Genomic DNA, 15417 nt, shown 5'->3' on the forward strand with positions numbered 1-15417 from the left:
TGGCTGGTCAGCCAGCCACAACTGCCGGCCTGGCAACTGGTGTTCGGCGCGCTGGTCATGGGTGCCGGCATCAGTGCGATGCATTACACCGGCATGGCCGCCATGCGCATGCAGCCGGGCATCGATTACGACCCCGCTCTGTTTAGCGCCTCGCTGCTGATCGCCGTCGGCGCGTCGGGCGCGGCGTTGTGGATCGCTTTCCGCCTGCGTCGGCAGGCGCCCTATGTTCGCCTGATCCGCGGCGGTGCTGCGGTGATCATGGGCATCGCCATCGTCGGCATGCACTACACCGGCATGGCCGCGGCACGCTTTGCCGACGGCAGTTTCTGTGGCGCGGCGGCCGATGGCCTGAACGGCGAGGGCCTGGACAATCTTGTTCTGATCACCACCCTTGCCGTATTGAGCATTGCCTTGCTGACCTCGATCCTCGATGCACGCCTGGAGGCTCGCACCGCAGACCTGGCTCACTCACTGACCGAGGCCAATCGCGAACTCACCCAGCTGGCGCTGCACGACACCCTGACCGGGCTGCCAAACCGGGTGTTGCTGGCCGACCGTATCGATCAGGCGATGTCGAGGGTGCAGGAGCAGGGTGGCTGTTTTGCGTTGATGTTCATTGATCTGGATGGTTTCAAACCGGTCAACGATGCTTTTGGGCACCACATGGGCGACCAGTTGCTGCGTGAGGTCGGCCTGCGCTTGCGTGAAGATTTGCGTAGCCAGGACACCCTGGCGCGGATCGGCGGCGATGAGTTTGTGTTGCTGGTGCAACTCGCCGAGCCGAATGACGCGCTGAACCTGGCGGCGCGACAGGTGGGGCTGATCGCGCGCTCGTTCCGGGTCGCGGAACATGACTTGCAGATTTCCGCCAGCGTCGGCATCGCGCTCTATCCGGGCAACGGTCAGACCGCCGAGGAATTGCTGATGAACGCCGACGCGGCGATGTACCACGCCAAGGGCGCCGGGAAAAACGGCCACAGCTTCTTCGACGCCTCGATGAACAGCAACGCGCGCAAACAGCTGCAATTGCTTCAGGACTTGCGCAACGCCCTGGATCAGCAGCAATTCAGCCTCTATTACCAGCCCAAGTTCGACGCCGGCCATGGCCGACCGGTGGGCGCCGAGGCGTTGCTGCGCTGGGAACACCCGACCCAGGGCATGCTGCAGCCGGACAGCTTCATCGATCTTGCGGAGAAGACCGGGCTGATCATTCCGATTGGCGAGTGGGTGCTCAATGAAGCCTGCCGTCAGATGCGCGAGTGGTACGTGCTCGGTTACACCGACTGGCGCATCGCGGTGAACCTCTCGGCCTTGCAGTTCTGCCACGCCGGGTTGGTGCAGAGTGTCGCCAAGGCCCTGGCCACTCATCATTTGCCGGCCAACAGCCTGACCCTGGAAATCACCGAAACCACCGCCATGAGCGACGCCGATGCGAGCATGACGGTGCTGCAGGAACTCTCGGATATGGGCGTCGACCTGTCTATCGATGACTTTGGTACCGGCTATTCGAGCTTGATGTACCTCAAGCGCCTGCCGGCCAATGAACTGAAGATCGACCGGGGTTTCGTCCGCGATCTGGAACACGACAGCGACGACGCGGCCATCGTCTCGGCCATCGTCGCCCTCGGCCAGGCCTTGGGCTTGCGGATCGTGGCCGAAGGGGTTGAAACCGGTGTCCAGCAAGACTTCCTGACCCAACTCGGATGCGACTCGTTGCAGGGTTATCTGCTGGGACACCCGCTGCCGGCCGATCGCTTTATGGCCGATATTCACCGTGGGGAGCGATTGGCGGCGGGCTGAAACCGAGCAGCTTATTGGGGGCAGACCTGTGGCGAGGGAGCTTGCTCCCGCTCGGCTGCGAAGCAGTCGCAAAACCAGTCGGCCTGGTGGGTCTGAAAAAATGAGGGGGCCGCTGCGCGCCCCAGCGGGAGCAAGCTCCCTCGCCACAGAAGCATCTTCAGCCACAGGAATAGGTTCACTTCAGATTGCCATCAGTGCAGCCATTGACGCAGGTTCATGCAAAACCCGCCGATGGCGGTTATTCTTGGCCCCGACTGCATACGCTTGAAACGGGGGAATGCCAGCATGGACAAAGTCATCGTCATCACCGGCGGCAGCCGCGGAATTGGCGCCGCCACGGCCCTGTTGGCCGCAGAGCAGGGCTATCGGATCTGTATCAACTATCAGTCCGACGAACAGGCGGCGCACAGTGTGCTGGAACAAGTCCGCGCACTCGGCGCTCAAGCCATTGCGGTACGCGCCGATGTCAGCATCGAAGACGAGGTGATCGGGCTGTTCCACCGCGTAGATACCGAACTCGGTCGGGTCACGGCGCTGGTGAACAACGCCGGCACGGTCGGGCAAAAATCGCGGATCGACGAGATGTCCGAATTCCGTATTCTGAAAATCCTCAAGACCAACGTCCTGGCGCCGATCCTCTGCGCCAAACACGCGATTTTGCGCATGTCGCCCAAACATGGCGGGCAGGGCGGCAGCATCGTCAATGTGTCGTCGGTCGCTGCCCGCTTGGGCGCCCCCAGCGAATATGTCGACTACGCAGCGTCCAAAGGCGCGCTGGACACCTTCACCATCGGTCTGTCCAAGGAAGTGGCGGGCGAGGGTATTCGCGTCAACGCCGTGCGGCCGGGTTACATCTACACCGATTTCCATGCATTGAGCGGCGATCCGGACCGGGTCAGCAAGCTGGAGTCGGCGATTCCCATGGCCCGGGGTGGGCGGCCGGATGAAGTGGCGGAGGCGATTGTGTGGTTGTTGTCGGATAAGGCTTCTTATGCGACGGGGACTTTCGTCGATCTGGGTGGTGGGCGTTAATCCTCAGGATTTGCTTTGTCTGTTCTGGCCTCTTCGCGAGCAAGCCCGCTCCCACAGGGGTTCTGTGTGTACACAACATTTGTGAACACCACCGAACCCCTGTGGGAGCGGGCTTGCTCGCGAAGGCGATAGCCCAGACAACATCAAACCCTCAGAACGACCGCACAATCCGCCCCAACGTCTCCATCGCCTTCTCCGAATCCTCAGTCCAAGGGCTGCCGTAATTCAGCCGAATACAATTCCTGAACCGCTGGGTTGGCGAGAAAATCGGCCCCGGCGCGATGCTGATCCCTTGCGCCAATGCCATCTGAAACAACTTCAACGAATCCATCTGCGGCGGCAGCTCCAGCCACAAAAAGTACCCTCCCGCCGGCTGACTAACGCGCGTCTGGGCCGGGAAGTAGCGGGCGATGGCGGCGAGCATCGCGCTTTGTTGTTCTTCCAGGGCGTAACGCAGTTTGCGCAGGTGTCGGTCGTAGCCGCCGTGTTGCAGGTAATCGGCGATGGCGGCCTGGGCGGGCATTGAGGCGCAGAGGGAGGTCATCAGTTTCAGGCGTTCGATTTTCTGTGCATACCGCCCGGCGGCGACCCAGCCGATGCGATAACCGGGTGCCAGGCTCTTGGCGAACGAACCGCAGTGCATCACCAGGCCCTCAGTATCGAAGGCCTTGGCCGGTTTCGGCGCCTGTTGGCCGTAATAGAGCTCGGCGTAGACGTCGTCCTCGATCAGCGGCACCTGATGGCTGCGCAACAACTCCACGAGTTCCTGCTTCTTCGCCTCGGGCATGGTCGCGCCCATCGGGTTCTGGAAACTGGTCATGCACCAACAGGCTTTGATCGGATGCCGTTCCAGCGTCTGGGCCAGCACACCAAGGTCAATGCCATCGCGCGGATGCACGGGAATTTCCACCGCTTTGAGCTTCAGCCGTTCCAGCACTTGCAGGCTGGCGTAGAACGCCGGGGCTTCGATGGCCACCAGATCGCCGGGTTCGGTGACCGCTTGCAGGCACAGGTTCAGGGCTTCGAGGGCGCCGTTGGTGATCAGCAATTCTTCCATGGGCAGCATCAGCCCGCCGACCATGTAGCGCAGGGCGATTTGCCGACGCAGTTGCGGGTTGCCCGGCGACATGTCGGTGACCACCATGCGCGGGTCCATTTCCCGGGCGGCACTGGCCAGCGAGCGAGACAGGCGTTGCAGCGGAAACAGCGTGGGGCTGGGGAAGGCCGAGCCGAAGGGCACGGTGTTCGGGTCCTTGATCGAGTCCAGCACCGAGAACACCAGTTCGCTGACGTCGACTTCGGTGGACTCGTTGACCTGGCTGCTGATCACCGGCTCCGAAAACGGGCTCGGTGCATGGGTATTGACGAAGTAGCCGGAACGCGGCCGGGCGCGGATCAGGCCACGGCGCTCAAGCAGGTAATAGGCCTGGAACACCGTGGACGGGCTGACCCCGTAAGTCTGGCTGGCGTAGCGCACCGACGGCACCCGCTGGCCGGGACCGAGGACGCCGGAGCGGATCAGTTCAGCGATATCGTCGGCGAATTTTTCGTAGCGTTTCATCAAAGACCCGGTTTGAGGTTATTCAGTTGGTGCGCTGTTGTGGCGAGGGAGCTTGCTCCCGCTGGGGTGCGAAGCGCCCCCAAAAATTTACGACTGCTACGCAGCCGAGCGGGAGCAAGCTCCCTCGCCATAGAGGATCGCATCTGACAGAGGACTGCATCTGACAAAGGATTGCATCTTAATGGCTCAACGGTTCATCGGTGCAACAAACCGGCTCTTGGCCACGCTGTTGATGTCCGGCTCATCGCTGTCGACAATCTTGAAACTGATGGTCTGCGAGCTGCTGCTCGGGCGATCCGTGGTCATGGCCACCGATACCGGCACGTCGACGATCTCTCCGGGGGCCAGGCTCAGTTCAGTCTTGCCTTGCAGCTGGAAGCCATCGCCATCGACCAGCGTCAATCGATAATCCTGACGTTGCTGGGTCTTGTTGATGACCTTCAAGCTGTAGATGTTTTCGATCTGGCCTTCACTGTTCTCGCGGAACAGACCACGGTCCTTGCTCACGTCCAGCGACACCATCGGCCGCTCCACCAGTGCCAGGGCGAGGGCGCCGATCATCACCAGCAGCACGGCGGTATAACCGATCAGTCGCGGCCTCAGAAGGTGGGTTTTGCCGCCCTGCAGTTCATGCTCCGAGGTGTAGCTGATCAGCCCACGGGCGTAGCCCATTTTGTCCATGATCGAGTCACAGGCGTCGATGCACGCGGCGCAACCGATGCATTCCATCTGCAAACCGTCGCGGATGTCGATGCCGGTAGGGCAGACCTGCACGCACAATTGGCAATCGATGCAATCACCCAGTCCGATCTCGGCCGGTTTCACGTCACGTTTGCGCGGGCCACGGTTTTCGCCGCGGGCCACGTCGTAGGAAATGGTCAGGGTGTCCTTGTCGAACATCACGCTCTGGAACCGCGCATACGGGCACATGTGCATGCACACTGCTTCGCGCAACCAACCGGCATTGATGTAAGTGGCCCCGGTGAAGAACAGCACCCAGAACAGGCTGACCCCGCCCATTTGCAAGGTCAGCAGTTCTTCGGCCAGCGGCCGGATCGGTGTGAAGTAGCCGACAAAGGTCAGGCCGGTGAGCAGGCTGATCGCCAGCCACAAGGTGTGCTTGGCCGAGCGGCGGATCAGTTTGTTCAGGCCCCAAGGGGCGGCTTGTAGCTTGATTCGCTGGTTGCGCTCGCCTTCGGTGATCTTCTCGCACCACATGAAGATCCAGGTCCAGGAACTCTGCGGGCAGGTGTAACCGCACCAGACCCGGCCAGCGAACACGGTGATCGCAAACAGGCCGAACGCAGCAATGATCAGCAGCGCCGACAGCAGAATGAAATCCTGTGGCCAGAAGGTCGCGCCGAAGATGTGAAATTTACTTTCGGAAAGGTCCCAGAGCACCGCTTGGCGGCCACCCCAGTTCAGCCACACGGTGCCGAAGAACAGCAGAAACAGAACCCCCGCGCCACTCATGCGCAGGGTGCGGAATAAACCCGTGAAGCTGCGGGTGTGGATCAGGTTGTCGCTGGACTTGGCCTTTATCTTTGGACGCAAAGGCTCATTGATAAATGAAGCAGGTTCAACGGTTCGGACGGGGATTCTATCGCTCATGGTCTTTCGCTCATCAGCCTCCATCAGGCCTGAGCACTATGACCAGCGATCTGTTTGCATAACAGACTCAGCTAAAGCAATAAAAAGCGGATCAGATGAGTTTCTGGCACCCGCCTGCGACAACTTGATGCACCCGCAACGGCTGGCCGCAAACGCCTATGCCAAGTGTTTGCGGCGTGTGTTGATGCGGGTCAGTCAAATCACCGAATCACTGTCCGTGGCCTTCAAATGCCGGCGACCGTCTGCTGCGCCTGCTACGGTCAATGCATCGGCTTCTGCTTCGGTGATGTAGATGCGCTGGCCGTCGAGGTCCACCGCCGACATGGATTTTTCCGCGTCGGTGATGATGGTGACGTCGGGGCAAAGACGAATTTCTTCGCCGTTCCTGGTGATGAAGAAGCAGGTCTGGTTTTCGATACGCACGGTCATGGGGGTGCCCTTTTTTTGCAGGTTCTAGATCGTTAGGACGCATCTGCCGCTCATCGTTCTGTGCAACCGATTAATGGTGGGGGCGGTCCACCTTATATCGAGTGACTTCCATTGATCATCACAAGGACTGCGCCATGGACGCTTGGTGGCACGAGGTTTGGGTGACGCTGCAAGCGGAGTTCGCCGACATTGGCGATGCTTCACAACTGACGCGCATTACCGTGCGATTGCTGATGGCTGCCTTGCTGGGTGGCATTCTCGGTTTTGAGCGTGAACAGAAGGGCAAGGCCGCCGGGATTCGCACCCATATGCTGGTGGCGCTGGGTGCGGCGCTGTTTGTACTGGTGCCTCAAATGTCAGGATCCCAGGCCGATGCCATGAGCCGGGTGGTGCAGGGCGTGATCGCCGGCATCGGCTTTCTCGGCGCCGGGACTATCCTGAAAAACACCGATGGCGACGAGGGGCATGTCAAAGGCCTGACCACCGCCGCCGGTTTGTGGATGACGGCGGCCATTGGCGTTTCGGCCGGGATGGGCCGCGAGGCGACGGCTGTGTTCAGTACGTTGCTGGCGTTGGTGATCCTCGGTGTGATGCCAGTCGTGGTGCGCCAGATTGAAAAGGATCGAACCCCGTAGGAGCTGCCGAAGGCTGCGATCTTTTGATCTTTAGCTTTATAGCGATTTGGAGATTGCTGAAGGACAAGATCAAAAGATCGCAGCCTTCGGCAGCTCCTACATTGAGTCTTCATGCGTTTACGGATGCACGATTTCCGGCGGCTGGACGGTCGGTGGCTCTTCGCGCGGTGGCGGGTTGGTGCCCGGCGGTTCCTGTTCAGGGACGGGGGCGGGTTCGGTCGGCGGTGTTGGCTGTGTCGGCGGTACCGTCGGCTCATCGATGTTCGGATCGGGTGTCTCGGCCGGCATTGGAATACTCATCGCTACAGTCTCCAGTGGCAGATGGCGTGAGTCGTGCTTAAGTTGGTTGACCCGTACACAGGGAATTTGATTCCCCGAAAGACTTGGCAAATCCCTCTGAACTTTTACCGGCGCCTGCTGTTCGGAACTTAAGTGAGTTCATGTCGGGGCAGACCGCTTCGTGTGAACGACGACCAGGCACAAGAGCGTCCTTGGGGCGTTAAGGAGAGATGCTCGATGACCGCTGAAAAACCCACAGAGTTGAGCTACAACCCGCATATACCGCTGTCGCAGGCGTTACTGCTACCGCGGATCGTGATCGAAAACACCATGCCGACCCTCGATGGCGGGCAATTCGCCGTTAAAGCCGTGATTGATCAGGACGTGGTGGTGACCAGCAAAGTGTTTGCCGACGGTCATGACAAGCTGGCCGTGCGCATCCGCTGGCGTGCCGAGGGCGACGAAACCTGGCAGAGCGAGGTGATGGCCGAGCTGGGCAATAACGGCTGGCAGGGCCAGTTTCGTGTGCAGAAGCAGGGGCGTTATGTGTTCTGCCTCGAAGCCTGGATCGATCAGTTCGCCAGCTTTTGTTATGAACTGAAAAAAAAGCACGACGCCGGCGTCTCGGTCAGCCTGGAATTGCAGGAAGGGCGCACCCACGTCCAGCAGGCAGCCGAACGCTCTGAAGGCCCGCTCAGTGAACAACTGGCGGCGTTGCACCATGAGCTGTCCGGTCTGCTCGAAACCGAGCAGGTCGCCTTGTTTCTGCACCAACGCAGCGCGGGCTTGATGGCCCAGGCCGATCATCGTCCCTTCCTGAGCCTGAGCCCTGAATACCCGGTGGACGTGGAGCGAGAGCTGGCGCAGTTCGCCAGCTGGTATGAATTGTTTCCGCGCTCGATCACCGATGACCCAGCCCGTCATGGCACCTTCAATGACGTGCATTCGCGGCTGGCGATGATCCAGGACATGGGCTTCGACGTGCTGTATTTCACGCCGATCCACCCGATCGGCCGCAGCTACCGCAAAGGCCCGAACAACTCGTTGATCGCCGGCCCGGACGACCCGGGTAGCCCTTACGCTATTGGCAGCGAAGAGGGTGGGCATGAGGCGATTCACTCGGAACTGGGTACTCGCGAAGATTTTCGCCGGCTCGTCGCGGCCGCCGCCGAGCACGGGCTGGAAGTCGCCCTCGATTTCGCGATTCAGTGCTCCCAGGACCACCCGTGGCTCAACCAGCACCCGGGCTGGTTCAACTGGCGGCCGGACGGCACGATCAAATACGCCGAGAACCCGCCGAAGAAATACCAGGACATCGTCAACGTCGATTTCTATGCCGTGGACGCGATTCCCGGCCTTTGGATCGAGTTGCGCGACATCGTCGTGGGCTGGGTCAAGGAGGGCGTGAAGCTGTTTCGCGTCGACAACCCTCACACCAAACCGTTGCCGTTCTGGCAGTGGATGATCGCCGATGTGCGGGCGCTGTATCCCGAGGTGATCTTCCTGGCCGAAGCCTTTACCACCCCGGCGATGATGGCGCGTTTGGGCAAGGTCGGTTACTCCCAGAGCTACACCTATTTCACCTGGCGCAACACCAAGACCGAGCTGGCGACTTATTTCACCGAACTCAATGAGTCGCCGTGGCGTGAATGCTACCGGCCGAATTTTTTCGTCAATACGCCGGACATCAACCCGACGTTCCTGCATGAATCCGGGCGCGCCGGTTTTCTCATCCGTGCCGCGCTGGCGACCATGGGCTCCGGCCTGTGGGGCATGTATTCGGGGTTTGAGTTGTGTGAAGCGGCGCCGGTGCCGGGCCGGGAGGAATACCTCAATTCCGAGAAGTACGAAATCCGCCCACGGGACTTCAACGCGCCGGGCAACATCATTGCCGAAATCGCCCAGCTCAACCGCATCCGCCGGCAGAACCCGGCGCTGCACACGCACTTGGGTCTGAAGGTCTACAACGCGTGGAACGACAACATCCTGTACTTCGGCAAACGCAGCGTCGACGGCAGCAATTTCATTCTGGTGGCGGTCAGCCTCGATCCGCATCACGCCCAGGAGGCAAACTTCGAATTGCCGCTGTGGGAAATGGGCCTGCCCGATGATGCTGTCACTCAGGGCGAAGATTTGATGAACGGCCATCGCTGGACCTGGCACGGCAAGTACCAGTTCATGCGGATCGAACCGTGGCATCTGCCGTTCGGGATTTGGAGGATTACTAGTTCCTGATCCTGGCGAAGATCAAATGTGGGAGCGGGCTTGCTCGCGAAAGCGGTGTGTCAGGCGACATCAACGCTGACTGTTATGGCCCCTTCGCGAGCAAGCCCGCTCCCACACTGACTGCATTTCTTCAGGCAGATACTGTTTTCCCAGAATTTTTCAGGAGTTACAAATGGCGAAGAAACCCAGGTCAGCCACCTTCATCAAGGACCCGCTCTGGTACAAGGATGCGGTGATCTACCAGGTTCACGTTAAGTCTTTTTTCGACTCCAACAACGACGGGATCGGCGACTTTCCCGGCCTTATCGCCAAACTCGATTACATTGCCGATCTGGGCGTCAACACCATCTGGCTGTTGCCGTTCTACCCCTCGCCACGACGTGACGATGGCTATGACATCGCTGAATACCGTGGCGTACACCCTGACTACGGCACCTTGGCCGATGCCAAGCGCTTCATTGCCGAGGCCCATAAACGCGGGCTGCGGGTGATTACCGAATTGGTCATCAACCACACCTCGGACCAGCACGCGTGGTTCCAGCGCGCGCGCAAGGCCAAGCCCGGTTCGGCGGCCCGCGACTTCTATGTCTGGTCCGATAACGATCAGAAATACGACGGCACCCGCATCATCTTTCTCGACACCGAAAAGTCCAACTGGACCTGGGACCCGGTGGCCGGTCAGTACTTCTGGCACCGTTTCTATTCCCACCAGCCGGACCTGAACTTCGACAACCCGCAGGTCATGAAAGCGGTGCTGTCGGTGATGCGTTACTGGCTCGACATGGGCATCGACGGTCTGCGGCTGGACGCGATCCCGTACCTGATCGAGCGCGACGGCACCAACAACGAAAACCTGCCCGAGACCCACGACGTCCTCAAGCAGATCCGTGCCGAGATCGACGCCAATTACCCCGACCGCATGCTGCTGGCCGAGGCCAATCAGTGGCCGGAAGACACCCAGTTGTACTTTGGCAACACTGACGCCAGCGGCCAGAAAGGCGACGAATGCCACATGGCCTTTCACTTCCCGTTGATGCCACGCATGTACATGGCGCTGGCTCAGGAAGATCGTTTCCCGATCACCGACATTCTGCGCCAGACCCCGGAAATTCCCGCCAACTGCCAGTGGGCGATTTTCCTGCGCAACCACGATGAGCTGACCCTGGAAATGGTCACCGACCGGGAGCGCGATTATCTGTGGAATTACTACGCCGCCGACCGTCGGGCGCGGATCAATCTGGGGATTCGCCGGCGTCTGGCGCCGTTGATGGAACGTGATCGTCGCCGCGTGGAATTGCTCAACAGTTTGCTGCTGTCGATGCCTGGCACGCCGACCCTGTATTACGGCGATGAAATCGGCATGGGCGACAACATTTACCTCGGTGACCGCGACGGTGTGCGCACGCCGATGCAATGGTCGATCGACCGTAACGGCGGGTTCTCCCGCGCCGACCCGGCCAGTCTGGTGTTGCCGCCGATCATGGACCCGCTCTATGGCTATCTGTCGGTCAACGTCGAAACCCAGGCCGGTGACCCTCATTCATTGTTGAACTGGAACCGGCGCCTGCTCGCGGTGCGCAAGCAGTCCAAGGCCTTTGGTCGTGGGACGCTGAAGATGCTTTCGCCGAGCAATCGACGGATCCTGGCGTATACCCGCGAATTCACCGGCCCGGACGGCAAGCACGAGATCATTTTGTGCGTGGCCAACGTGTCCCGCAGCGCGCAGGCGGCGGAACTGGACCTGTCGGCGTACGTCGGCATGGTTCCGGTGGAGATGCTCGGCGGCAATGCGTTCCCGCCCATCGGCCAGTTGAATTTCCTGCTGACGCTGGCGCCTTACGGTTTTTATTGGTTCGGGCTGGCGGCGGAAAACCAAATGCCGAGCTGGCACGTGGAGCCGGCGCAAAGCCTGCCGGACTTCACCACCCTGGTGCTGAAGAAACGCATGGAAGAGCTGCTCGAAGCGCCGTCCCGCCACACACTGGAACAGGGCATCCTGCCGAGCTGGTTGCAGAACCGCCGCTGGTACGCCGGCAAGGACGGCGTCATCGACAGCGTCAACCTCGCTTATGGCGTACGTTTCGGCGACCCGCAGCATCCGGTGCTGTTGGGGGAAATCGACGTCACCAGCGGCGGGCAGACCAGCCGCTATCAGTTGCCGTTCGGTTTTATTTCCGAGGAACAGGTTGGCGCTGCCTTACCGCAGCAATTGGCACTGGCCCGAGTCCGGCGCGGTCGTCAGGTCGGCCTGATCACCGATGCTTTCAGCCTCGACAGCTTTGTTCATGCCGTGTTGCAGAGCATGCAGGCCGGCATGGTGTTACCGTCCGACGGCGGCGAGATCCGTTTCGAGCCGACCGACGAACTGACCAGGCTTGGCCTGACGGCCGAGTCGGAGGTGCGGTATCTGTCCGCCGAGCAATCCAACAGTTCGGTGGTGATCGGCAGCAGCCTGGTGCTCAAGCTGATCCGCAAGGTCGCGTCAGGGGTGCACCCGGAACTGGAAATGAGTGCGTACCTGACCCATGCCGGTTTCCAGAATATTTCGCCGCTGCTGGGCGCGGTGATTCGTCGCAACGCGGCAGGCGAGGACACGTTGCTGATGATCGCCCAAGGCTACTTGAGCAATCAGGGCGATGCGTGGGAGTGGACCCAGAACAACCTCGAACGGGCGCTTCGCGATGAACTTGCCGATGCCGTGTCGGAGCAGGAGCAGCATTACAACGCTCTCGGTGAGCTGAAGGATTTTGCCGGCATGCTCGGCCAGCGTCTGGGGGAAATGCATCAGGTGTTGGCGGCCCCGAGCGCCAACCCGGACTTCGCCCCACAGATCACCACCCAGAAAGATGCCCTGGCCTCGGCCAAGGACGTGGCGGCGCAACTGGAACACGCCCTGAAGCTGCTCAAGCAGCATCAAACTGAACTGAACGCCGCGGATCAGGCATTGGTCAGTCGCTTGCTGGACAACAAAAAAGCCATCCTCAGCCATGTTCAGGAGTTGGGTAAGAAAGCGGCTGGTGGCCTGCGCATTCGCGTCCATGGTGACTTGCACCTGGGGCAGGTGCTGGTGATCAAGGGCGATGCCTACCTGATCGATTTCGAGGGCGAGCCGGCGCGGCCACTGCATGAACGCCGAGGCAAACACAGCCCTTATAAAGATGTCAGCGGCGTGTTGCGCTCCTTCGATTATGCCGCGGCGATGACGATCAACGTGCATAACGTCGATAACACCGTCGAGGCCCAGGCCGCGCGTCAACGGGTCGCCGATCGTTATCTGAGAGAGGCGCGGCAAGCATTTGTCGACGCTTATCGGCTGGCGGCAGCTAGTCTTGCTCATGCATGGCAAGATCCTGAAGGCGAGGACGCCGCGCTGGCGTTGTTCGGTCTGGAGAAGGCGGCTTATGAAGTGGCCTATGAGGCTGAAAATCGCCCCACCTGGCTGCCCGTGCCGTTGCACGGTCTGTACGGGTTATTGAGTGGGCTCAAACCCTTTTCCGATCTTGGTGGAGAGTAGTCATGAGTATCTCGAACAAGGAACAGGGGCACGTGGAACAGGCGCTGCTGCCCAGGGCACGGGATATCGATGCGTTGGTACGCGCCGAGCATCGGGATCCCTTCGCAATTCTCGGCCCGCACAGCGATGGCGCTGGCGGGCAATTCATTCGAGCCTATCTACCGGACGCCTTGAGCGTGCAGGTGGTGGACAAGGAATCCGGGGAAGAGCTCGGCAGCCTTGAGACCACCCAAACCCCGGGGCTGTTCGTCGGGCACTTCGAGCGGGCCCGACCCTATCAGTTGCGAACCCGTTGGGCCGGTGGCGAGCAACTCGCCGAGGACCCTTACAGCTTTGGCCCGTTACTCGGCGAGATGGATTTGTACCTGTTCGCCGAGGGCAATCACCGGGACTTGAGCAGTTGCCTCGGCGCGCAGCTGAAGACGGTCGATGGCGTGGAGGGTGTGCGCTTCGCCGTGTGGGCGCCGAATGCCAAAAGGGTTTCGGTGGTTGGCGATTTCAACGTCTGGGACGGCCGTCGTCATCCGATGCGTCTGCGCCATCCCACCGGTGTCTGGGAGTTGTTCATTCCGCGCCTGCAAGCGGGGGAAGCCTACAAATACGAAATTCTCGGCGCCCATGGCATTCTGCCGCTCAAGGCCGACCCGATGGCCCTCGCCACTGCACTGCCGCCCGACACTGCATCGAAAGTTGCCTCGCCGCTGAAAATCGACTGGCAGGACCACGCCTGGATGCAGTCGCGGGGCGAGCGTCAGCGAACCAGCGCACCGTTGTCGATCTACGAATTGCACGCCGGTTCCTGGCAATGCGAGCTGGATGACCTGGGCGAGGTCGCCCGTCAGTACACCTGGCCCGAGTTGGCCGAGCGGCTGATTCCTTATGTAAAGGAGCTGGGTTTCACCCACATCGAACTGATGCCGATCATGGAGCATCCGTTCGGTGGTTCCTGGGGTTATCAATTGCTGTCGCAATTCGCTCCGAGCGCCCGTTACGGCACGCCGGATGAGTTCGCCGCGTTCGTCAATGCCTGTCACCAGGCCGAGATCGGCGTGATCCTTGATTGGGTGCCGGCGCATTTCCCCACCGATACCCACGGCCTGGCGCAGTTCGATGGCACCGCGCTGTATGAGTACGGCAACCCGCAGGAAGGTTTTCACCAGGACTGGGACACGCTGATCTACAACCTGGGCCGCACCGAGGTACACGGCTACATGCTGGCCTCGGCGCTGCATTGGCTCAAGCATTTCCACGTCGATGGCCTGCGCGTGGACGCAGTGGCGTCGATGCTGTATCGCGATTACTCGCGCAAGGCCGGCGAGTGGGTGCCCAACCGTCACGGCGGTCGGGAGAATCTGGAGGCCATTGATTTCGTCCGCCATCTCAACGATGTGGTGGCCCTGGAAACGCCGGGCGCGTTGGTGATTGCCGAAGAATCCACGGCGTGGCCGGGTGTCAGCCAGAGCACGCAACAGGGTGGGCTGGGTTTTGCCTATAAGTGGAACATGGGCTGGATGCACGACTCGCTGCATTACATTCAGCAGGATCCGGTGTACCGCGCCCATCATCACAACGAGCTGAGTTTCGGCCTGGTGTATGCCTGGTCCGAACGCTTCATCCTGCCGATTTCTCACGATGAAGTGGTGCATGGCAAGCATTCGCTGATTGACAAGATGCCGGGGGATCGCTGGCAGAAGTTTGCCAATTTGCGGGCTTATCTGAGTTTCATGTGGACGCATCCGGGCAAGAAATTGTTGTTCATGGGCTGCGAGTTCGGCCAGTGGCGTGAGTGGAATCACGATCAGCAACTGGACTGGTATTTGCTGCAATACCCGGAACACCAGGGGGTGCGCAAACTGGTCGGTGACCTGAATCGGTTGTATCGCGAAGAACCGGCGCTGCACGACCAGGACGATGCCCCGCAAGGCTTCCAGTGGTTGATCGGCGACGATGCGGTCAACAGCGTCTACGCCTGGTTGCGCTGGAGCAAGGAGGGCAGGCCGGTGTTGGTGGTGGCCAACTTTACCCCGGTACCGCGTCAGTCCTATCGTGTCGGCGTACCGTTTGCCGGGCGTTGGGTCGAGTTGATCAACAGCGACGCCGACACTTACGCCGGGTCCAATTACGGCAATGGTGGCGGGGTGTTCACCGACGAAGAACCGAGCCATGGCCAGGCGCTCTCACTGGAGTTGAATTTGCCGCCGTTGGGGGTGTTGATTTTGCGGCCGGAGGGTTGATCTAAAACCGCGTCGCTTCATTCGCGAGCAAGCCCGCTCCCACATTGGATTGTCGTCGTGCACAACACCAATGTGGGAGCGGGCTTGCTCGCGAAG

Annotated in this window: 10 protein-coding genes; 6 read left to right on the top strand and 4 right to left on the bottom strand. The window is 60.6% G+C overall.

Translation table 11 applies throughout. The features are described 5' to 3' along the window. Together PMI36_RS22525 and PMI36_RS22520 are read left to right on the top strand one after the other, a co-directional pair. Positions 1-1800: putative bifunctional diguanylate cyclase/phosphodiesterase (locus tag PMI36_RS22525; protein ID WP_008069151.1), on the top strand; the 1800-nt coding region annotated here is incomplete at its 5' end. A gap of 285 nt (positions 1801-2085) precedes the next feature. After that, a complete protein-coding gene (locus tag PMI36_RS22520; RefSeq protein WP_008069154.1) occupies positions 2086-2832 on the top strand; it encodes an SDR family oxidoreductase in 747 nt (248 codons plus the stop codon). Positions 2833-2983: 151 nt separating this feature from the next. Here PMI36_RS22520 and mapR read toward each other — a convergent pair whose 3' ends face one another. The 3 genes from mapR to PMI36_RS22505 all read right to left on the bottom strand — a co-directional run bounded on the left by mapR (position 2984) and on the right by PMI36_RS22505 (position 6433). Beyond that, a complete protein-coding gene (gene mapR / locus PMI36_RS22515) occupies positions 2984-4393 on the bottom strand; it encodes a GntR family transcriptional regulator MpaR (protein WP_008069156.1) in 1410 nt (469 codons plus the stop codon). Positions 4394-4579: 186 nt separating this feature from the next. Then, complete coding sequence (ccoG, locus tag PMI36_RS22510) at positions 4580-6004, bottom strand: cytochrome c oxidase accessory protein CcoG (RefSeq protein WP_008069158.1); 1425 nt, start codon at positions 6002-6004, stop codon at positions 4580-4582. A gap of 195 nt (positions 6005-6199) precedes the next feature. Beyond that, on the bottom strand, positions 6200-6433 hold the full coding sequence (locus tag PMI36_RS22505; protein WP_007901318.1) for a DUF3203 family protein: 234 nt from the start codon (positions 6431-6433) through the stop codon (positions 6200-6202). A 134-nt stretch (positions 6434-6567) separates the two neighbouring features. On the opposite strand from PMI36_RS22505, the gene PMI36_RS22500 reads away from it, so the two are divergent. Continuing rightward, positions 6568-7068, top strand: a complete 501-nt coding sequence (locus PMI36_RS22500; protein WP_008069159.1) for an MgtC/SapB family protein — start codon at positions 6568-6570, stop codon at positions 7066-7068. 117 nt (positions 7069-7185) lie between these two features. Here the strand turns inward: PMI36_RS22500 and PMI36_RS22495 are convergent, their stop codons facing one another. After that, positions 7186-7368: a hypothetical protein gene (locus PMI36_RS22495; protein WP_008069160.1), complete on the bottom strand. Its 183-nt coding sequence runs from the start codon at positions 7366-7368 to the stop codon at positions 7186-7188. Positions 7369-7584: 216 nt separating this feature from the next. Between PMI36_RS22495 and PMI36_RS22490 the strand changes: the two genes are divergently transcribed. From PMI36_RS22490 to glgB, 3 genes are all read left to right on the top strand, one after another. Beyond that, entirely contained in the window at positions 7585-9582 is a 1998-nt protein-coding gene (locus PMI36_RS22490) for an alpha-1,4-glucan--maltose-1-phosphate maltosyltransferase (RefSeq protein ID WP_008069161.1), read from the top strand. 163 nt (positions 9583-9745) lie between these two features. Continuing rightward, positions 9746-13087 carry a maltose alpha-D-glucosyltransferase gene (gene treS, locus PMI36_RS22485; protein WP_008069162.1) on the top strand — a complete coding sequence of 1114 codons (3342 nt, stop codon included), beginning with the start codon at positions 9746-9748 and terminating at the stop codon, positions 13085-13087. Positions 13088-13089: 2 nt separating this feature from the next. Then, a complete protein-coding gene (glgB, locus tag PMI36_RS22480; RefSeq protein ID WP_008069164.1) occupies positions 13090-15321 on the top strand; it encodes a 1,4-alpha-glucan branching protein GlgB in 2232 nt (743 codons plus the stop codon). Positions 15322-15417 lie beyond the last annotated feature (96 nt).

Source organism: Pseudomonas sp. GM79 (assembly GCF_000282495.1).
Classification (GTDB): domain Bacteria; phylum Pseudomonadota; class Gammaproteobacteria; order Pseudomonadales; family Pseudomonadaceae; genus Aquipseudomonas.